Below are 18,401 nucleotides of genomic sequence, written 5' to 3' on the forward strand. Positions count from 1 at the left end.
CCGCGAGGCGGGTCCGGTGACGGGATCCGGCACGCGTTCCTGGTGGGGCTGGGGCACGGTCGAGGACGCGGTGCGCGGCGCCGAGCTGCGGGACCTGGTCGACCGTGCCTCGGCCCTGCTGCCCGGCGCCGACCTCACGGACCACCCGCCGCCCGACGTGCCGTCGCTCGGACTGCCGCCCCCGCGGATCGTTCCACCGGATTCCCTTGCGGCGCTGTGCTCCTCCGACCCGACGGACCGGGCCGCCCACACCCACGGGCGCGCGTTCCGGGATGTGGTCCGGAACCTGCTCGGCGACCTGCGCCATCCGCCCGACCTCGTCGTGCGGCCGACCGTCGAGGGCGAGATCGTGGACGTCCTGGACTGGTGTGCCCGGGTGCACGTCGCCGTGATTCCGTTCGGCGGCGGCACGTCCGTCGTCGGCGGTGTCGAGCCGCGGCTCGACGGCGACTTCTCCGGTGCGGTGAGCCTGGATCTCGGTGCCCTCGAAGGAGTTCGGGAGATCGACCGCACGAGCCGGGCGGCCCGCATCGGGGCGGGCACCCTGGGTCCCGCGCTCGAAGACGAACTGCGCCCGTCCGGTCTGACGCTGCGCCACTTCCCGCAGTCGTTCGAGTTCTCCACGCTGGGAGGCTGGCTGGCCACGCGTTCGGGAGGCCACTTCGCGACCGGATACACCCACATCGACGACCTGGTGGAGTCGATGCGGGTCGTCACCCCGGCGGGCACGTGCGAGTCGCGTCGCCTGCCCGGCTCGGGAGCGGGACCGTCACCGGATCGCCTGTTCCTCGGTTCGGAGGGGGTCCTCGGTGTCGTCACCGAGGCCTGGATGCGGCTGCATCCGCGCCCCCGGTGGCGGGCGGACGCGTCGGTGCACTTCACCGACTACGGAGCGGCGGTGGCGGCGACCCGCGCCGTCGCCCAGTCCGGTCTCCGGCCCGCCAACTGCCGGTTGCTGGACCCCGTCGAGGCGTTCGTCAACGCGGCCACGCCGTCGGGGGGCGGTGTCCTCCTGCTCGCCTTCGAGTCGGCCGATCATCCCGTGGACGCCTGGATGGACCGCGCCGTCGAACTGTGCCGCGGGCACGGCGGCACCCTGCCGGAAGCGCCGCGGCGCACCGCGCCGGAGGCGCCGCGGCGCACCGCGCCGGAGGCGCCGCGGCGCACCGGCTCGGCCGGCGACGAGAGGGACACGGACGCCGCGGGCAGGTGGCGGTCGTCGTTCCTGCGCATGCCGTACCTGCGCGACGCCCTCGCCGCGCGGTCGATGATCGTCGAGACCTTCGAAACCGCCTGCACGTGGGACACATTCGATTCTCTTCGGGCGGCGGTGCACGACGCCGCGAACGACGCGATGCGCCGGGCGGGCGCGACGGGGGTGATCGCGTGCCGATTCAGCCACGTGTACCCGGACGGCCCCGCACCCTACTTCGGCATCTACGCCGCGGGCCGGTGGGGCAGCACGGTGGCCCAGTGGGACGACATCAAGGCCGCCGTGTCGGAGGCGATCCTCGCTGCGGGCGGCACGATCACCCATCACCACGCGATCGGCCGGGATCACCGGCCCTGGTACGACCGTCAACGCCCCGAGCCGTTCGCGGCGGTCCTGCGGGCGGCCAAGTCGGCTCTCGACCCGGCGGGCATCCTGAACCCGGGGGTCCTGATCGGCCCGGTGGCATCCGCGCCGGACGGCCCTACGTCGTCGTGAACCGGTCCATGATCGAGCGGGCGCAGCGCACCACGGTGTCGCGGTCGTACGAGACGACGTAGTCGAACTCGCGGTCGAGGTCGGCGGTGCCGCGATGCAGGTCCACGGCCGACAGCACGCACGCGAAGTGCGGGCCGAGGACGACGACGTTCCACTCCTCGACGAGCGGGTCGTCCGGGTCGAGCGGCGCGTGGTGGATGCCCGCCTCCGCGTAGTGCCCGAGGCCCACGCCGTACACCCCGGCGTACGCGATCCGGTCCGCCATGTACTGCCACCGCGCGCGGGTGCGCTCACCGAAGTGCCGGGCGTACTGGAAGGTGCCGAGCACGATGGTCTCCGGGCCCGCGGCGCCGGCCTGCTTCTCGAGATTCGTGCTCATCGCGACCAGGAGGCGCTTGAGGCTGCGCACGGGCCGGCGCCCCACCGAGGCGATCGCGAACGGGGTGCGCGCCTCCTCCGGGCGGACGCTGCGGACGGGTGCGGGCGGGAAGGGGTCGATCCCCTCCTCGTCGAGTTGTTCCGGGGTGTCGACGGCGGGGTACAGCGCGCCGAGGCCGTACGTGGCCCCGAGCCCCAGGGCCCGTCGCCGGCACAGTTCCGAGTCGACGCCGTCCGCGATCACGAGCGCGCCCGTCCGCTCGACCTGGGCGGCCACGGCGTGCGCGGTACGGGCGGTGTCCGTGTCCGCACGATGGGCCAGCAGCCGCGCCGCGAGGATGATCACGTCCGGTTCGACGAGCGGCAACAGGGCCAGGGACTGCGGACGCGACCCGACCTCGTCGACCGCGACGACCTTGCCACTGCGGCGGGCATCGGCCACCGCGCGCAGCGTCCGCGACGGGTTGGCCGTCAGGGACTCCTCCGTGATCACCACGACGTCGCGCCGCAATCCCTCCGAATCGGGAACGTCGAGGCTCTCGACCGACTCGAGGTCCATCGCCACCAGCGCGGGTACGTTCCGGACCGGCCTCGACTGCGCGACCGACCACTTGAGCCGGTCGAGGTGCCACTTCTCGCTCATGGTCCGCGCCGCGACCCGCAGGGCCTCCGCGGTGGCGAGCGGCCCGTCCGCGGGGCCGCGCAACTGGACCTCCACCGCCGCGAGCGCGCCCGAGTCCAGCCGGCGCACCGGCGCGTAGGACGGCGTCACCTGCAGGCCCGCGGCCTCGGGATCCGCGTGCCGGGTGGGGTCGGAGAGGACGAACACCATGACCCCAGCGTCGCATGCGCGACCCGCTGCGCAAAGGCCGGTGCGGGCGACGGGCCCGGTCCCGACCTTCCCCAGCCGGGACCGGAGATCACACGACGGCGACCAGCACCGCGGCCAGCCCGCCGACGAGCAGCACCACCGAGATCCCGATCAGGAACGACCCGGCGATCGACGCCGCCACCAGTCCCCCACCGAGGCCGAAGAGCGTCAACAGAATCCACCCGACCCCGGGGCTCTCGACGAGCGGGGCGGCCCGCTCGGAGGACGCGGTTCGCTCGGAGGACACGGTGGGGGATGCCGGTCTGGTCGCCATGGTCACGTCCCAACCTCGTGCGCACCGCACAGTCGTCGCCCGACCGTTGCTGCTGATGCTCCTGAGCCTGACGTGCTCGAGCATGCCCCCCTACGGTGACATTCCCACCCCTGCCGACATCACCGAACGGCAACAAACGGTCACGAATGAATAACAGACCCGGGAGGGTCTGCCTCGGATCCGGCGCCTCTCCGGGGGCGCCCCGGTTCCGGTGAGGTTCGGTTCCGGAGAGGTTCGGTGCCGGAAGAGGTTCGGTTCAGCCCTCGGACGTCCCGCACGGGGCGAGTTCGAACACCGGGTGGCGGTCGGCCTCGGCCGCGAATTCCTCCGGGGAGGCATTCTTGTCGGCCTGGAAGTAGTCCCGGGTCGCGGATGCGATGGCCACGTACTTCTGCAGGACGGGTCCGGCCTCCCGCGCCGACACCTCCCGGATCGTGTAGTGACGGGTGCGGAACCTGCGGGTCAGGCCGATGCGGCCGGAAGCGCGCGCGTTGAGCACCCAGGGCACCACACCGTAGGGCGCTACCAGCCAACGTCGGCCCGCATGCTCGACGACCGTGACCGGGTTGGCGCGCTTCCGGCCGGTGCGACGACCCCGGGTGGTCAGCAGGTACGAGTGCGGGACGACGCCGGCCCGGACCAGCGCGCTCATCAGGGCGTTCTCCAGGCGATGAGCCCGGCCCCTGCGATACCGGCGGATCGGCCGCGCCGCGCCGGGGCGGTTCCCGGCGCCGGGCCCCTCGTCCGGAACCGGACGGTCGGGCTGGGCAGGGGAATTCACATCGCGGGAACTCACATCGCGCTCCTTTGCGCCGGAGATCGGGCGAGCAGGGTGCACGACTCCCACCACGGCCGCCGTCGTCGGATTCGTCCCACCGGAGATTTGCCCCCGGGCGCGGAAATGTCAACCTGCCCGAGACAGGTCGGTGACCGGGCATCGGGCGGGCGGGCATCGGCGGGCCGACGCCCCGGGTGCCTAAGGTGGGCCGCACAGGTGACCGCGGCGTGCCGCGCGGTCGAATCGAGGAGGAACCGACGATGAGTGCACGTACTCCCAGCGATCGCACCCCCAGCCAGTGGGAGGAGATCACCGCTGCCGATCCCGCGCATTCCACGTGGTACGTGGAGCGTTTCCGGTCGATGGCGGCGGAGGGCAAGGACATCGTCGGGGAGGCACGCCTGGTCGACGCGATGCTCGGCCGCGGCGGACGGGTCCTCGACGCGGGGTGCGGACCGGGCCGGCTCGGTGGCTATCTGCACGATGCCGGTCACGTGGTGGTCGGCGTCGATGTCGATCCGGTGCTGATTGCCGCCGCGGAGGAGGACCATCCCGGCCCGACCTGGCTCGTCGGTGATCTCGCCGAGCTGGATCTGCCGGCCCGCGGGGTCGCGGCCGACTTCGACGTCATCGTCTGCGCGGGCAACGTGATGACGTTCCTGGCGCCGTCCACCCGGGGCGCGGTACTGGCGGGATTCGCCCGTCATCTCGCGCCCACCGGCCGGGCGGTCGTGGGGTTCGGGGCCAACCGGGGCTACGAGTTCCCGCAGTTCCTCGCCGACGCCGCGGCCAACGGTCTCGTGGTGGACCTGAAGCTCTCGACCTGGGATCTGCGCCCGTTCACCGACGAGTCCGAATTCCTGGTGGCGGTGATGTCGCGCGCGGACTGATCGCCGGCGTCGGGGCCGGACCAGCAGGCCCCCGATCACATCCCGCTGGATGTGTCCTCCCTCACATCGTGTTACCCGTCGGTAGGAGTCGGGTAGCCGAATCGTGTCACGTCGGTGAGCCCCATCGATGACATCGACCGAAGGAGCGAACGCACGATGACCAAGACCGACACCGCTACGTTGCTCACACAGCTGCGAGCACTGCTCGACCTGACCAACACCGAGATCCAGGTCGCCGAGACCCGCATTCCCCAGGCCCGCACCGACGCGGTCCGCCGCGAACTGACCGAGAACGCCGCCAACGGCCGGGCCCGCGCCGAAGCCATCGAGCGCACCGTCCGCGAGCTGGGCGGACTGCCCGACGTCATCGGCCCGTTCGTCGGCCGCGCCGCCGCCGCGGTGAAGGCCATGGCCGAACAGGCCCAGCCGTTCGACGAGGCACTGCTGGGCGACCTCGCGCTCGAGCACCAGCTACTCGACCGCGCCCGCTACCTCAAGGCCCTCGCCACGGCGGCCCAGGCCCCCGCGGTCGTCGGCCTGGCCGACCGGCTGATCACCGCCCACAGCGCGACCGTGGAGTGGCTGACCACCGTCCTGGCCGAGGATGCGCTCGGCGGACCCGCCGCGCTGCGGCGCACCCCGCTGCAGGCCGCCGCGGGCGCCGCGGTCCGCATCGTCAACCTGCCCGTGACGTGGTCCGCGCGCGGTATCGACCGCGCGATCGACGCCGCCCGCTCGACGCGGCCCGCCTTCGGCGCGCTGCTGGCGCGCGGCGCCCACGCCGGCGACGTCGCCACGAAGACCCTGACGGCCAGCCGGGACGCGGCGCTCGAGACCGCCGAACGGATCACCCGCCGCGAAGGTGCGGACGGGACCGCCCGGGCGATCCACACGGCCCGCAGTGCCACCGGAATCCTCACTGCCGAGGAACTCCCGATCCCCGACTACGACAGCCTCAACGTCTCCCAGGCGGTCGCCGCCGTCAAGGAACTGACCGAACCGGCCGACGTGCGCGCGATCGTCGCGTACGAGGAGGCCCACAAGAACCGGCACGGCGTCGTGTCGGCCGCCCAGACCCGCCTGGCCGCCATCGCCCAGGAGGTCGTCGGGCTCCACTGATCACACGCCCCAGGAGATCGCCGGGTTCCGCGCCGCGGGGCCCGGCGGTCGCTTGTGAGCCGGGCAGTCCCGCGCGGGCGGGAATCTCCCCCGGTCCCATTGCGTACGTGGATGATTCGACGCACCGCGCGACCGGCTGCGAATCCCGGTGCCGGAAGGGATCAACCACGAACCACAGGACCCCCGGGCACCCTCGTCCCGGAAGCATCCGGTTTCGGACGTCGGCGGCACACCGAGGAATCTGCCGCCTCGCCCCACGTCTCGTCGCGACCCGCGGCGGGACGAGACGGCAGGCGGTGGGATGATGACGGGCGTGCCGATGCCCTCACCGCTCCCCGTCAAGAACGGGGTCGGACCGACGCGCCTGCGCGTCCCGACGTCCGGTCCGTGGGCAACGATCGCCGCGTACGTCGTCGCGAGGTTCGACCATCTGGACGCCGACGACCTGTACCGGCGGTTCGACGCCGGCGAGATCGTGGGCTCCGACGGCAGTGCGATCGGTCGCGGCACCGCGCTGGGCGCGCATCGGTTCGTCTGGTACTACCGCGATCTGCCGGTGGAGGAACCGATGCCGTTCCACGAGGAGATCCTGCATGTCGACGACGACCTCGTCGTGATCGACAAGCCGCACTTCCTCCCGACCACTCCGGGCGGGCGATACCTGCGCGAGTCCGCGCTCGTCCGGTTGCGGACCCGCCTCGACAACCCGGACCTGACGCCGATCCATCGACTCGACCGAGCGACCGCCGGCCTGGTGATGTTCTCGGCCCGTCCCGCGACGCGCGGCGCATACCAGTCGCTGTTCGAAAAGCGGCGGGTCGTGAAGGTTTACGAGGCGGTGTCGGCGCGACCGCCCGGGTGGGACCCGGACGCACCGGCGCTTGCCGGGCGAGCCCTGCCCATCGTCTACCGTAACCACATCGAGGCGCGGCGCGGGGAGTTACGGGTGGTCGTCGACAACTTCCGTGAGCCCAACGCCGAGACGGTGGTCGATGTGAGTGGGACCGGCGTGAGCGCCTCCGGACGTGCTGTGCTGCACACGGTTCTGCGTCCACACACCGGACGGATGCACCAGTTGCGGGTGCATCTGGCAGCGCTCGGCGCCGGGATCCTGGGCGACCGTTGGTATCCCGACCTGCTGCCCGAGGCCCCGGACGATCATTCCCTCCCACTCCAATTGCTCGCGCGGGAACTGGAGTTCAGCGATCCGCTGTCGGGGACGCCGCGAAGGTTCGTCACCCGCCGGACGCTGAGCGAGGCACCCGTGCCGGGGCGCTGAGCGCCGCGCGTGCGCGGCCGGGTGACGTCGCGCTCGGCAACCCGGTGGACGCGACGGCCGAGGTCGTCGCCCGGATCGAGCAGTGGCGACGCGAGCAGAAGCGGTCGGCGCGGCGCCTCGCCCTCGCGCCGGCCGCGGCATCGGGCACATCCACCGCATCGTCACCGACACCGGCTCGTGAGCAAACGCCGAGCCGGTGCCGCCAACGTCGTGGCCTCATACATCTAGACGTTGAAGCGGAACTCCACGACGTCGCCGTCCGCCATCACGTAGTCCTTGCCCTCCATACGGACCTTGCCCCGGGCCTTCGCCTCGGCCATCGACCCGGCCGAGTCGAGGTCCTCGAAGGAGACGACCTCGGCCTTGATGAAGCCCCGCTCGAAGTCGGAGTGGATGACGCCGGCGGCCTGCGGTGCGGTCGCACCCTGCGGGATGGTCCATGCACGAGCCTCTTTCGGCCCGGCGGTGAGGTAGGTCTGCAGGCCGAGAGTGTGGAAGCCGACGCGGGCGAGCGAGTGCAGGCCCGGCTCGGTCTGGCCGATGGACTCGAGGAGCTCCTGGGCCTCGTCGGGCTCGAGTTCGATCAGCTCGGATTCGACCTTCGCGTCGAGGAACACACAGTCGGCCGGGGCGACGGCCGCGCGGAGTTCCTGCTGCTTCGCCTCGTCGGTGAGCACCGCCTCGTCGGCGTTGAACACGTACAGGAACGGTTTGGTCGTCATGAGGTTCAGCTCGCGCAGCAGGCCGAAGTCGAGCGAGTCCTTCGCCGCGAACAGGGTCTTCCCCTCGTTGAGCACGCCCTGGGCCTTGACGGCCTCGTCGAACTGCGGCTTGAGTTCCTTGTTCTTCTTCGCCTCCTTCTCGAGGCGCGGCAGGGCCTTCTCCAGGGTCTGCAGGTCGGCGAGGATCAGCTCCGTCTCGATGATCTCGATGTCCGCGAGCGGATCGACGCGGCCGTCGACATGGACGACGTCGTCGTCGGCGAACACCCGCACGACCTGGCAGATGGCCTCGGCCTCCCGGATGTTGGCGAGGAACTTGTTGCCGAGCCCGGCACCCTCGGAGGCGCCCTTGACGATGCCGGCGATGTCGACGAACGACACGGTCGCGGGCAGGATCCGCTGCGACCCGAAGATCTCGGCGAGCCGCTCCAGCCGCGGATCCGGCAGTTCGACGACGCCGACGTTCGGCTCGATGGTGGCGAACGGGTAGTTCGCGGCAAGCACTTCGTTCTTGGTCAGCGCGTTGAACAGCGTCGACTTTCCGACGTTGGGAAGACCGACGATTCCGAGGGTTAGGCTCACGGAATCGATATTCTACGTGGTCGCGGTCGCGCCCCTTCCATCCCCACGGCGTGCGACGGCCACCAGCCACTCGGCGTCGTCGTGCCACGGCCGCAGGTCCCAGGTGGCGAAGCGGTGCTCGAGGCTCAGGCCGGCGGCCGCGAGGTCGGCGGCGAACCGCGACGGGCGGTATGCCGCGCCGGTGGTGAAGCCGGCGACGAACACCCCACCGGGACGCAGATGCGCGGCGATCCGCTCGAGCACGGTCCGCTCCGAACCGGGCGCGAGGAACACCATCACGTTGCCGGCCGAGACCACCGCGTCGAACCGCTCGCCCGGCAGATCCAGCTGTGCCAGGTCGGCGAGATGCACGGTCAGCTCCGGGTGCGCCCGGGCCTCCTCCACGAGCACCGGGTCGAGGTCGACGGCGGTCACGCTGTGGCCACGCCGGGCCAGCTCGAGCCCGACACGGCCGGTGCCGCAGCCGGCGTCGAGGATCCGCGCGCCGCGCGGAACGAGCACGTCGACGAACCGGGCCTCCCCGTGCAGATCCGTCCCCGCATGGGCGAGCTCGGCGAACCGCTCGATGTAGGCCCGGGAATCCCCGGCACTGCGCTCGGACTGCCATCGCGTCGCGGACATGGGCCCGATGCTAGCCCGGGCCGCGGGCGTCAGCAGGCGACGCGGACGAGCTGCGAGATCCGGCCGGCCTGCTCCTCGGTGGGAGCGGTGTCCCCGTTCTGTGCCAGCTCCCCGACCTTCGCGATCACCTCCTGATCGCTCGCGCCGGAGTCGATCAGTGGGCACGTCTCGATGACGATCGCCTCGATGGAGGCGTCGTCGCGGTCGGCGGCGAGGTTGGGATAGCCCGTGCGGAACGCGGCGACGAACGTCGCGAGCTTCGCCTCGTCGAAGGCGCCGCGCGCCCGCTCGGCCACGCTCGACGCGGCGGAGGCGAGGCTCGAGGCCGCCCCGCCGAGCGTCGTGCGCGCCGCATCGGATTCGTTCGACGCGTCGTCACCGGAACTGCAGGACACGAGCACGACGGCCGCGGCACCCGCGGCCAGCACGGCGGTGAGCTTCCTCATGATCAGAGCCTGCCACGATCCGGGTGTTCGCGCCGGTGAACCGCCCCGCGGGGCGCGGTTCCCGTAGATTGCAGACGAGCCCGATCCACGTCGTCGAGAGCATCGGAAGGACCGTCCGTTGAGCGATGTGCAGAGCACCGAGCGGAAGCCACCGGCACCGAAACCGGACCGCACCACGCTGATCGCCTCCGGCGGGTTGACGCTGGCGAAGTGGTCGGCGGCGTTGGTGGTGATCGCGGCGGGCGCACTGGTCATCGGCTGGATCATCGAGAAGATGTGGGTGATCGTCCTGCCCGTGGCGCTGGCGATCGTCATCGCCACGATGCTGTGGCCGCCCACCCGCGGCATGATGAAGCGCGGCGTGCCGCCGGCGGCTGCGGCGGGCCTGACCCTGTTCCTGTTCTTCGCGATTCTCGGCGGCATCATCGCCGGCATCGTCCCGTCGGTGGTGGCGCAGGCGCCGGAGCTTGCGAACAAGACCACCGACGGCATCAACAAGGTGCTCGACTGGGTGCAGGGCCCCCCGGTCAATCTGAAGGACGAGCAGCTCGAGAACGCGACGCAGGTGGTGATCGACAAGGTCCAGGAGAGCGGCGCGACCATCGCCAGCGGCGTGTTCACCGGTGTCAGCACGGCCGGTTCCCTGCTGGTGACGATCGGTCTCGTACTCGTCCTGGTGTTCTTCTTCATCAAGGACGGCCCCCGGTTCATCCCGTGGGTGCACGCCGTCGGCGGCGGTCGCGCCGGGCGGCACCTCGAGGAGGTGCTGATCCGGATGTGGAACACCCTCGGCGGTTTCATCCGCACCCAGGCGCTCGTCAGCTTCATCGACGCGTTCTTCATCGGCCTGGGGTTGGTCATCCTCGGAGTGCCCCTCGCGCCCGTGCTGGCGATCCTCACGTTCATCGGCGGGTTCATCCCGATCGTCGGTGCCTTCGTCGCCGGAGCGCTCGCCGTCCTCGTGGCGCTGGTCGCGAACGGTCTGACCACCGCGATCATCGTTCTCGTCATCATCATCGCGGTGCAGCAGCTCGAGGGGAACGTGCTGCAGCCCGTGCTGCAGTCACGCAGCATGCACCTGCACGCGGTGGTGGTGCTGCTCGCCGTCACCGCCGGGACGTCGCTGTTCGGGATCATCGGCGCGTTCCTCGCCGTCCCCGTCGCGGCCGTCGCCGCGGTGGTGCTGCGCTACGTCGGCGAGCAGATCGACGAACGCAGCGCCACGCCGGAGGAGCCCGAAACTGCCGGGGAGGAGACCCCGGCGCTGCCGCCGGGACCGGCGGCAGCCGAGCCGGGCCCGGCCTGATCGGCGGGGCTCAGCTCGCGATCTCCACCGTGGATCCGGTGCGGCCGCGCACGACGTGCAGGCGGCTGGGGATGCGCTGACGCATCTCGTCGACGTGGCTGACCACACCGACCACGCGGCCGCCGGCGCGCAGCTCGTCGAGCACCCCCATCACCGCGTCGAGCGCGTCGGCGTCGAGCGTGCCGAACCCCTCGTCGATGAACATCGTGTCGAGCACCAGTCCCCCGGATTCGGCGGCGACGACGTCCGCGAGCCCGAGGGCCAGCGCCAGCGACGCCTGGAACGACTCGCCGCCCGAGAGGGTCTTCGTCGACCGCACCGCACCGGTGTACTCGTCGTGGATGTCGAGGCCGAGGCCGCCGCGCTTGCCGTGCGTGCCAGCGGCATCGGAGTGCACGAACTCGTAGCGGCCGCCGGACATGCGCCGCAGCCGCACCGACGCCGACTCGGCCACCTCCTCGAGGCGAGCCGCGAGGACGTACGAGCGCAGCGACATCTTGCGCGTGTTCTGCCCGGTGCCCGCGACGACGTCGGCGAGCGCTGCGAGTTCGGCCTGCTCGTCCCGCAGCGGCACCAGCTTGGCGTACTCCTCTTCGAGGCGCGCCGCGAACTTCTCGATGTCGGCGTGGCGCCGCTCGGCCTCGGAGGCCGCGGACACCGCCGCGGCCAGCGCGGCCGCGCTCCGGGTGACCGCCGCCTCCGGTTCCGTCAGGTCCACCGGGTCGTCGCCGACCCGGGCGGTGTCCGGGTCGTCGAGCACGGCCTGCGCGGCCGCACGCCGGTCCGCCGCCGCGCGCAGGGCCTGCTCGATCTCGCGGAGGCGCGAATCGGGGCGCACCGCCGAGAGTGCCTGCTCGATGCTCGCGAACCCGGCCCGTTCGGCGGCTGCCGCCGCCTCCTGGGCCCGCTCGCGCGCGACCGTCGCGGCGTTCGCGGCCCGCACCCGGGCGTCGAGCAGGTTCGCCGCGGCACCGGCGAGCGCCGCGATCCGACGTCGGCGGGCGGCGAGGGAGTCCTCGGCACCGGCCGCCGCGGTGATGCGGGTGCGGATCTCGTCGGCCTCTGCCGCGGCGCTCTCCTCGCGGTGCGCGGCCTGGGCGGCTTCGACGTCCACCGCGTGCGCCTGCTCGCGCAGGTCCGCGTCGAGCCCGCGCAGCCGGGCGATCTCGCCGCGATGGCGCTCGCGTTCGGCGGCGGTGGCCGCCGTCGCGGCGTGCGTGGCGGCGGCCGCGGCCCGCATCTCGGTGAGCGTGTCGAGACCGGCGTCACCGCAGCGCTGCCGCAGCACCGCGACGGTGTTGGCCGCGTCCGCGACCGCCGCCTGCGCCCGCGTCAGTTCCGCGGCGGCTCGCTGCTCGGCCTCCCGGGCGGCGTCCTCGTCCGCCTTGGTCGCGGTGTCCGAGGCGGGCCGGGCCGGGTTCGGGTGCGCCGTGGCTCCGCACACCACGCACGGACGCCCGTCGACCAGATCGGTGGCCAGCTCGGCGGCCATCCCGGCGATGCGGCGCTCGCGCACGTCGAGCAGGGCGGTGCGGGCGTCGTGGTGTGCGTCGCGCAGGGCGACGACCTCGTCCTCGAGGCGTCGCAGCCGGGGGGCCCGGTCCTGGAGTTCGGTGGCGGCCGCGAGGGCGTCGGTGGCCCGCGCCAGTTCGGCCTCGAGCCGGGGCAGCGTGGCCGCGGCCCGCTCGGACCGGCGCGCGGCCTCCTCCGCGGCGTCGCGGCGGCCCGGAAGTCCCTCCAGTTCCGCGGCGATCCGCTCGGCGCGCACGGCCAGGTCGCGCCGCTGCTGCTGCAGGGCGACGCGGTCGGCCTCGAGCCGGGTCAGGCGCTGCTCCTGTTCGAGCAGGGCGTCGAGGCGGACCACCTCTGCAGACCACCGCTGTTCGTGGGGGCGGATCAGAGCGCGGTCGGTTTCGGCGGGGGAACCGTCGAGCTCGGCGACGAGGGCCTGTCCCTCCCCGTCGGCGGCGAGCGGGGCGGCCGCGGCCACCGCGGCGGCGTGTGCGGCGGCGGCGGCCTCCGCGGCGCGGTGCGCGTCGCGGGCGACGTCGACGACCGGCGCCGCCCGCCGGGCCGTCTCGAGTTCCGTGGACAGGGTCTGCAGCTCGCCGGCCGCGGCATCGAGGTCGGCGAGTTCGGCGACCGCGCGGGCGCGTCGTTCCTGGCACCGTCGCAGCTCGGTCGCCTCGGCGAGGACCGCCCGGTCGCGGGTGTCGTCGGCGCGCGCGACGTCGAGCGCCGCGAGCGCGAGATCGCGGCTCTCGGCGGCGTCGTCGCGCAGCCGGTGCGCCCACACGACCGGTTCGGCGTCGGCGCCGGCCTCGAGGCCGGCCGCGGCGCTGACCTTGGCGAGCAGCAGGTCGACGGCGCGTTGCTGTTCTTCGAGGCGTTTGGCGGCGGTGCTGCGGCGGTCCTTGAACCAGCGCTCGACGGAGCCGAATCGCGTGGTGTCGAACAGCCGCTCGAGCAGCTTGCCGCGGTCCTCGCTGTCGGCGCGCAGGAACTTCGCGAACTCGCCCTGCGGCAGCAGCACCACCTGGAAGAACTGCTCGGCACTCATCCCGAGCAGGCGCCGGACGGCCTCCCCGATGTCGGGCAGCCGCGAGAGGTGCTCGCCCGAGCCGTCGAGCCAGGTCAGGCTCGCCTTGGCATTCTGCTTGACGGTCCCGGTCCCGCGCAGCTTCGGGCGCTCGTAGTCGGGGCTGCGCACGATCCGCAGCCGCCGGCCCGCGATGGTCGCCTCGAGACTCACCTGCGGTGCGGTGCCGGCGGGGGCGTGGTCCGACAGCAGCCGGCGTCCGTCGGCGCGGGCTCCGGGCACCGTGCCGTACAGGGCGAACGCCACCGCGTCGAGAATGGAGGTCTTGCCGGCGCCGGTGCGGCCGTGCAGCAGGAACAGCCCGTCCGCGCCGAGCTCGTCGAAGTCCACCCGCACGGTGTCGGCGAACGGCCCGAACGCGGTGATCTCCAGCTGGTGCAGCCTCACGCGGACGCCTCCCCCGGTGCGACGGTCTGCTCGGTCCCGACGCCCGCGGCACGGTCGACGTCGCGCAGCGCCTGCTGCACCCAGCGCAGCTCCCGCTCGGACGGCTCCGATCGCACATCGGCCAGGAATCCGCGGGTGACGTCGAGGTCGCTTCGGCCGCGCACCTTCTGCCGGTAGGTGACGGTCGATGCCGCGACGGGCGGTTCCCACTCGACGTGGACGGCGAGGGGGAAACGGGACTGCAGCCGACGCATCGCGTCGAGGGGGCGCACGGCGTCGGTGAGGACGGCCGAGACGTAGTGGTCTTCCGCCCCGGTGTGCGCGACGTCGGTGAGCAGGTCGTCGAGGACGCCGGTTAGACGGCTCAGGCCCCGCACGACCGGCAGGTCGACGCGCTCGACGGCCGCCCGCCCAGTGGCGTCCAGATCGACGAGCCACACGGCCTTGCGGTGGGTGCGTTCGCCGAACGAGTACGGCAGCGGCGAGCCCGAGTAGCGGATGTGCTCGGCGACGGTCTGCGGGGAGTGGAGGTGACCGAGCGCGACGTAGTCGACGCCGTCGAACGCCGACGCCGGGACGGTTTCGACGCCGCCGACCGAGATCGACCGTTCGGAGCCGGCGGCCTCGGCGCCGACGACGAAGGCGTGGGCGAGCACCACGGCGCGGACGCCGCGGGCGCGCGCGTCGGCGCGGACCCGGTCCATCGCCGCCCCGAGGATCTCCGCGTGCGAGCGGGCCTCGGGCACCCCCAGTTCGGCGCGGGTGATCTCCGGCTCCAGATAGGGGATGCCGTAGAAGGCGACGGTGCCGTGGGCGTCGTCGAGCAGGACGGGCCGGTCGACCTGGGAGACCCGGGTGATCAGGTGCAGCCCGCCCTCGGCGGCGAATGCCGCGGCGGCGCCGAGACGGACGGGTGAGTCGTGGTTGCCGGACGTCGCGACGATGACGGCGCCGGCCCGGCGGATCGCCTCGAATCCCGCATTGCACACCGCGACGGCATCCGCGCTCGGGATGGACCGGTCGTAGACGTCGCCGGCCACCACCACCACGTCGACGCGCCGCTCGGCGACGAGGTCGGCGAGGGCAGCGAGGGCCTGCGCCTGGTCGGACAACAGATCCACGCCGTGGAAGGTGCGGCCGATGTGCCAGTCCGAGGTGTGCAGGATCCGCATGCCGTCAGACCGTAGAGCAGCGCACCGACACGACATCTCCCGGTCCGGGTGAGCCTGTCGGTCGTCTCGGGCATCATGCGCACCATGACGGCACTCACGGCACTCGCGTTGCTCGCCGCCCTCGCACTCGGCGCGGTTCTCGGCTGGTTGCTGCACGCCGCGCGCAGCGGCGACCGCGCCGCGCGGGCGGAGGCCCAGCTCGCGGCCCTGCGCGAGAACGAAGCGCAACTACGGCAGGCGCTCGGTGCCGTGAGCGAGGATTCCGCCCGCCGGCATTCCGGTGCGATCGGCGAGCAGGTCTCACGTCTCGTCGGGCCGTTGCAGGAGGCGGTGGGAGCCCTCGCGCGGCAGGTGGAGCACGTCGAGCGGAACCGGGTGCACGCCTACGCCGGCCTGACCGAGCAGGTCGAGGGCATGCACCGCGCCTCGCAGCTGCTCTCGACGCAGACGCAGCAGCTGGTGACGGCCCTGCGCGCCCCGCAGGTGCGCGGACGATGGGGCGAGATCCAGCTCGAACGCGTGGTCGAGCTCGCCGGGATGGTGCGGCACTGCGACTTCGACACCCAGGTCGCCAAGGACGGGGTGCGCCCGGATCTGCTGGTGTATCTCGCCGGCGGCAAGCAGATCGTCGTGGATGCGAAGGTGCCGTTCGCCGCCTATCTCGACGCCGCCCAGGAGGAGGACGTCGCCCGGCGGGACCAGCACCTGGTGCGGCACGCCCGCCAGGTGCGCACGCATATCGATCAGCTCTCGGCGAAGGCCTACTGGGAGTCGTTCGATCCGACGCCCGAGTTCGTGGTGCTGTTCGTCCCCGGCGACCCGTTCCTCGATGCGGCGCTGGCTGCGGATTCGGAGCTGCTCGAGTACGCGTTCGCCCGGAACGTGATCCTGGCCACTCCTACCACCCTCGTCGCGCTGCTGCGCACCATCGCGCACACGTGGCGGCAGGAGGCCCTGTCGAAGGAGGCCGCGACGATCCACCAGCTCGGCCGGGAGCTGTACCAGCGGATCGGCGTCGTCGGGGGGCACCTCGATCGGCTCGGATCCCAGCTGGGCAAGGCCGTCGACTCGTTCAATCTGACCGTCGCGTCGATGGAGTCCCGGGTGGCGGTGACGGCGCGGAAGCTGAGCGAACTGGAGATCTTCGACGGCGAGCACCCGGAGGTGCGACCGGTCGACGCGTGGCCGCGCCGCACGACTCCGACCGACATCTCCGAGTCCGGCGGTCCTGTCGACGAAGCAAGTTGACCCGATGGGTCTAGTGTCGACATGTGTCTGCAACGCAACGTGCTCGCTCGGCGGTGCCGCTCGACATGCGGTCGGTGGCGCCCACTGTGCCTGGCGTCCCGTGGTGGGGCGCGATCCTCGTCGCGGCGGGCTCGACCCTGCTCGGCTTCCTCATCGACGCGGCACGCGGTAACGAGCTCGGCTCGGCGTTCTCCGCGTTCTACGTGCTCGGATGCATCGCGGCGGTGGCGGCCGTGCAGCACCGGGCGCTGTTCACGGCGATGGCGCAGCCGCCGCTGCTGCTCCTCGTCGCCGTCCCGATCGCGCAGGAGTTCCTCGTCGAATCCGGCGGCGGCGGCCTGAAGGATCTGGCGCTCAACGTCGCGTATCCGCTGGTGAACCGCTTCCCCGTGATGCTCACCGCCACGGTGGCGGTCCTGGTCGTCGGCGGCCTGCGGATCTTCCTGAGCCGGCCCCCGGTGCCGGCTCCGGCCCGAGCGGGCAGGAGGAGCGCACGCGCGGCAGCGCGTGCGGCCAAGGCCCCGTCGCGGGCCGCGCAGCAGGACCGCGACACCGCCGTGCCCGCGAAGCCGGCGCGGGGCCGTCGCGGCGCCCGGCCGCGCGGCCGCCCGCCTCCACCAAGGCCAGCGTGCGGCAGGTGGCGGACACGCGCGACAACCCGGTGGTGCGGCGCCGCACCACGGCCCCGGCCCCGGCTCCGGACGCGGTCCGTCGCGGCGCAACCGAACCGGCCGCGGCACGTGACGTCGCCGACCGGCCGCGGCGCAGCGAACCGGCACCGCGACGGGCCGCCGAGGCCCGCCGGGAATACGACCGGCGCGGCGACCACCGGACCCGCACCGACCGGCCCTACGAGCGGGGCGATGTTCCCCCGCCGCCCCGCAGGCAGTCCCCGGTTCCGGAGACCCCGGAATACCGGCGGCCCCGGGTGCGCTACCGGGACCGGTACGAGGACTGAGCGTGCCCGATCAGGCGCGCCGCGCGGAGCGCAGTTCCCGGGGCAGCGCGAACACCAGGGTCTCGTTGGCCGTGGTCACCGACTGCACGTCGGCGAAGCCGTGCTCGGCGAGCAGGTCGATCACGCCGCGCACCAGAACCTCCGGCACCGATGCGCCCGAGGTGATCCCGACGGTCTGCACGCCCTCGAGCCAGGCCGGGTCGACCTCGCGGGCGTAGTCGACGAGATGCGCGGCCCGGGCACCGGCACCCAGCGCCACCTCCACGAGCCGCACCGAGTTCGACGAGTTGCGCGAGCCCACGACGATGACGAGGTCGCATTCGGGCGCCATCGCCTTGACCGCCACCTGCCGATTCTGGGTGGCGTAGCAGATGTCGTCGCTCGGGGGGTCCTGCAGCAGGGGGAACTTCGTGCGCAGCCGCTGGACCGTCTCCATGGTCTCGTCGACGCTGAGGGTGGTCTGCGACAGCCAGATCACCTTGGCCTCGTCGCGCACGGTGACGTGGTCGACCGCGTCGGGCCCGTCGACGAGCTGGACGTGGTCGGGAGCCTCGCCGGCGGTGCCTTCCACCTCCTCGTGACCCTCGTGACCGATGAGCAGGATGTCGTAGTCGTCGCGGGCGAAGCGCTTGGCCTCCTGGTGCACCTTCGTCACCAGCGGGCACGTGGCATCGATGGTGCGCAGGTTGCGTTCGGCGGCGGAGGCGTGCACCGCGGGCGAGACACCGTGCGCCGAGAACACCAGCACCGCGCCCGCCGGCACCTGGTCGGTCTCGTCGACGAAGACCACGCCACGCTCGGCGAGGGTCTCGACCACGTGACGGTTGTGGACGATCTCCTTGCGGACGTAGATCGGGGCACCGTGCTTCTCGAGTGCCTTCTCCACCGTTTCGACGGCCCGGTCGACGCCGGCGCAGTACCCGCGCGGCTCGGCGAGCAGGACGCGCTTACCGGCAGCAGGTGAACCGGCCGACCGAGTGATTCCGACTTCGAGGGGAACAGGCGCAGACATGCCTCCAGGGTACGGGCCGTTCGCGGGGTCGGCCCTCGTCGGCTACCAATC

16 protein-coding genes and 1 pseudogene are annotated in these 18,401 nt (G+C 72.5%); 8 read left to right on the forward strand and 9 right to left on the reverse strand.

The genetic code is table 11. From position 1 onward, the window contains the following. Window positions 1–16: 16 nt before the first annotated feature. Entirely contained in the window at window positions 17–1,708 is a 1,692-nt protein-coding gene (locus A4U64_RS16655) for an FAD-binding oxidoreductase (protein ID WP_065922846.1), read from the forward strand. Here A4U64_RS16655 and A4U64_RS16660 read toward each other — a convergent pair. The 3 genes from A4U64_RS16660 to A4U64_RS16670 all read right to left on the reverse strand — a co-directional run bounded on the left by A4U64_RS16660 (window position 1,695) and on the right by A4U64_RS16670 (window position 4,027). Further along, a complete protein-coding gene (locus A4U64_RS16660; RefSeq protein WP_029542262.1) occupies window positions 1,695–2,918 on the reverse strand; it encodes an EAL domain-containing protein in 1,224 nt (407 codons plus the stop codon). The two genes, A4U64_RS16655 and A4U64_RS16660, sit on opposite strands and share 14 nt — an antisense overlap. Window positions 2,919–3,006: 88 nt before the next feature. Continuing rightward, window positions 3,007–3,231: a hypothetical protein gene (locus A4U64_RS16665; RefSeq protein ID WP_065922847.1), complete on the reverse strand. Its 225-nt coding sequence runs from the start codon at window positions 3,229–3,231 to the stop codon at window positions 3,007–3,009. 256 nt (window positions 3,232–3,487) lie between these two features. Further along, on the reverse strand, window positions 3,488–4,027 hold the full coding sequence (locus tag A4U64_RS16670) for a nitroreductase family deazaflavin-dependent oxidoreductase (RefSeq protein WP_231385873.1): 540 nt from the start codon (window positions 4,025–4,027) through the stop codon (window positions 3,488–3,490). Window positions 4,028–4,269: 242 nt separating this feature from the next. On the opposite strand from A4U64_RS16670, the gene A4U64_RS16675 reads away from it, so the two are divergent. From A4U64_RS16675 to A4U64_RS16685, 3 genes are all read left to right on the forward strand, one after another. Further along, window positions 4,270–4,899, forward strand: coding sequence for a class I SAM-dependent methyltransferase (locus tag A4U64_RS16675; RefSeq protein WP_029542256.1), 630 nt, complete (start codon window positions 4,270–4,272; stop codon window positions 4,897–4,899). 156 nt (window positions 4,900–5,055) lie between these two features. After that, window positions 5,056–6,018: a hypothetical protein gene (locus tag A4U64_RS16680; protein WP_029542254.1), complete on the forward strand. Its 963-nt coding sequence runs from the start codon at window positions 5,056–5,058 to the stop codon at window positions 6,016–6,018. A 301-nt stretch (window positions 6,019–6,319) separates the two neighbouring features. Further along, complete coding sequence (locus A4U64_RS16685; protein WP_065922848.1) at window positions 6,320–7,297, forward strand: pseudouridine synthase; 978 nt, start codon at window positions 6,320–6,322, stop codon at window positions 7,295–7,297. Window positions 7,298–7,521: 224 nt separating this feature from the next. On the opposite strand, the gene ychF is transcribed toward A4U64_RS16685, so the two are convergent. The 3 genes from ychF to A4U64_RS16700 are packed head-to-tail and all read right to left on the reverse strand — an operon-like array spanning window position 7,522 to window position 9,668. After that, entirely contained in the window at window positions 7,522–8,601 is a 1,080-nt protein-coding gene (gene ychF / locus A4U64_RS16690) for a redox-regulated ATPase YchF (protein WP_006934885.1), read from the reverse strand. Window positions 8,602–8,613: 12 nt separating this feature from the next. Continuing rightward, complete coding sequence (locus A4U64_RS16695) at window positions 8,614–9,222, reverse strand: class I SAM-dependent methyltransferase (protein ID WP_065922849.1); 609 nt, start codon at window positions 9,220–9,222, stop codon at window positions 8,614–8,616. A 29-nt stretch (window positions 9,223–9,251) separates the two neighbouring features. Further along, the gene (locus A4U64_RS16700; protein WP_029542247.1) at window positions 9,252–9,668 is read right to left on the reverse strand and encodes a hypothetical protein; all 417 of its coding nucleotides are present in this window, start codon (window positions 9,666–9,668) and stop codon (window positions 9,252–9,254) included. 127 nt (window positions 9,669–9,795) lie between these two features. On the opposite strand from A4U64_RS16700, the gene A4U64_RS16705 reads away from it, so the two are divergent. Then, entirely contained in the window at window positions 9,796–10,974 is a 1,179-nt protein-coding gene (locus tag A4U64_RS16705) for an AI-2E family transporter (protein WP_029542245.1), read from the forward strand. Window positions 10,975–10,984: 10 nt separating this feature from the next. Here the strand turns inward: A4U64_RS16705 and A4U64_RS16710 are convergent, their stop codons facing one another. Together A4U64_RS16710 and A4U64_RS16715 are read right to left on the reverse strand one after the other, a co-directional pair. After that, window positions 10,985–13,960 carry an AAA family ATPase gene (locus tag A4U64_RS16710; protein ID WP_065922850.1) on the reverse strand — a complete coding sequence of 992 codons (2,976 nt, stop codon included), beginning with the start codon at window positions 13,958–13,960 and terminating at the stop codon, window positions 10,985–10,987. Then, window positions 13,957–15,132: an exonuclease SbcCD subunit D gene (locus A4U64_RS16715; protein WP_065922851.1), complete on the reverse strand. Its 1,176-nt coding sequence runs from the start codon at window positions 15,130–15,132 to the stop codon at window positions 13,957–13,959. The genes A4U64_RS16710 and A4U64_RS16715 overlap by 4 nt, the downstream gene beginning before the upstream one ends. Before the next feature lie 84 nt (window positions 15,133–15,216). On the opposite strand from A4U64_RS16715, the gene A4U64_RS16720 reads away from it, so the two are divergent. From A4U64_RS16720 to A4U64_RS28830, 3 genes and pseudogenes are all read left to right on the forward strand, one after another. Beyond that, window positions 15,217–16,380, forward strand: a complete 1,164-nt coding sequence (locus A4U64_RS16720) for a DNA recombination protein RmuC (protein WP_029542241.1) — start codon at window positions 15,217–15,219, stop codon at window positions 16,378–16,380. Between the two features lie 65 nt (window positions 16,381–16,445). Then, window positions 16,446–16,772 (forward strand): annotated as a pseudogene (locus tag A4U64_RS29170) (DUF6542 domain-containing protein); the annotation flags it as partial. A 245-nt stretch (window positions 16,773–17,017) separates the two neighbouring features. Further along, window positions 17,018–17,338: a hypothetical protein gene (locus tag A4U64_RS28830; RefSeq protein WP_232334093.1), complete on the forward strand. Its 321-nt coding sequence runs from the start codon at window positions 17,018–17,020 to the stop codon at window positions 17,336–17,338. A 10-nt stretch (window positions 17,339–17,348) separates the two neighbouring features. Here the strand turns inward: A4U64_RS28830 and A4U64_RS16730 are convergent, their stop codons facing one another. Continuing rightward, window positions 17,349–18,350 (reverse strand): 4-hydroxy-3-methylbut-2-enyl diphosphate reductase, encoded by a 1,002-nt coding sequence (locus A4U64_RS16730; protein WP_006932912.1) that lies wholly within the window; start codon window positions 18,348–18,350, stop codon window positions 17,349–17,351. Window positions 18,351–18,401: the final 51 nt, after the last annotated feature.

Origin of the sequence: Rhodococcus sp. WB1 (genome assembly GCF_001700945.1) — a bacterium.
Taxonomy (GTDB): domain Bacteria; phylum Actinomycetota; class Actinomycetes; order Mycobacteriales; family Mycobacteriaceae; genus Rhodococcus; species Rhodococcus aetherivorans.

Excerpts from the sequence above, each read along its gene's own strand:
- A4U64_RS16660 (WP_029542262.1), bottom strand. The coding sequence starts at position 2,918 with ATGGTGTTCGTCCTCTCCGACCCCACCCGGCACGCGGATCCCGAGGCC.
- A4U64_RS16715 (WP_065922851.1), bottom strand. The coding sequence starts at position 15,132 with ATGCGGATCCTGCACACCTCGGACTGGCACATCGGCCGCACCTTCCAC.
- A4U64_RS16730 (WP_006932912.1), bottom strand. The coding sequence starts at position 18,350 with ATGTCTGCGCCTGTTCCCCTCGAAGTCGGAATCACTCGGTCGGCCGGT.
- A4U64_RS16675 (WP_029542256.1), top strand. The coding sequence starts at position 4,270 with ATGAGTGCACGTACTCCCAGCGATCGCACCCCCAGCCAGTGGGAGGAG.
- A4U64_RS16665 (WP_065922847.1), bottom strand. The coding sequence starts at position 3,231 with ATGGCGACCAGACCGGCATCCCCCACCGTGTCCTCCGAGCGAACCGCG.
- A4U64_RS16685 (WP_065922848.1), top strand. The coding sequence starts at position 6,320 with ATGATGACGGGCGTGCCGATGCCCTCACCGCTCCCCGTCAAGAACGGG.
- A4U64_RS16720 (WP_029542241.1), top strand. The coding sequence starts at position 15,217 with ATGACGGCACTCACGGCACTCGCGTTGCTCGCCGCCCTCGCACTCGGC.
- A4U64_RS16680 (WP_029542254.1), top strand. The coding sequence starts at position 5,056 with ATGACCAAGACCGACACCGCTACGTTGCTCACACAGCTGCGAGCACTG.
- A4U64_RS16695 (WP_065922849.1), bottom strand. The coding sequence starts at position 9,222 with ATGTCCGCGACGCGATGGCAGTCCGAGCGCAGTGCCGGGGATTCCCGG.
- A4U64_RS16700 (WP_029542247.1), bottom strand. The coding sequence starts at position 9,668 with ATGAGGAAGCTCACCGCCGTGCTGGCCGCGGGTGCCGCGGCCGTCGTG.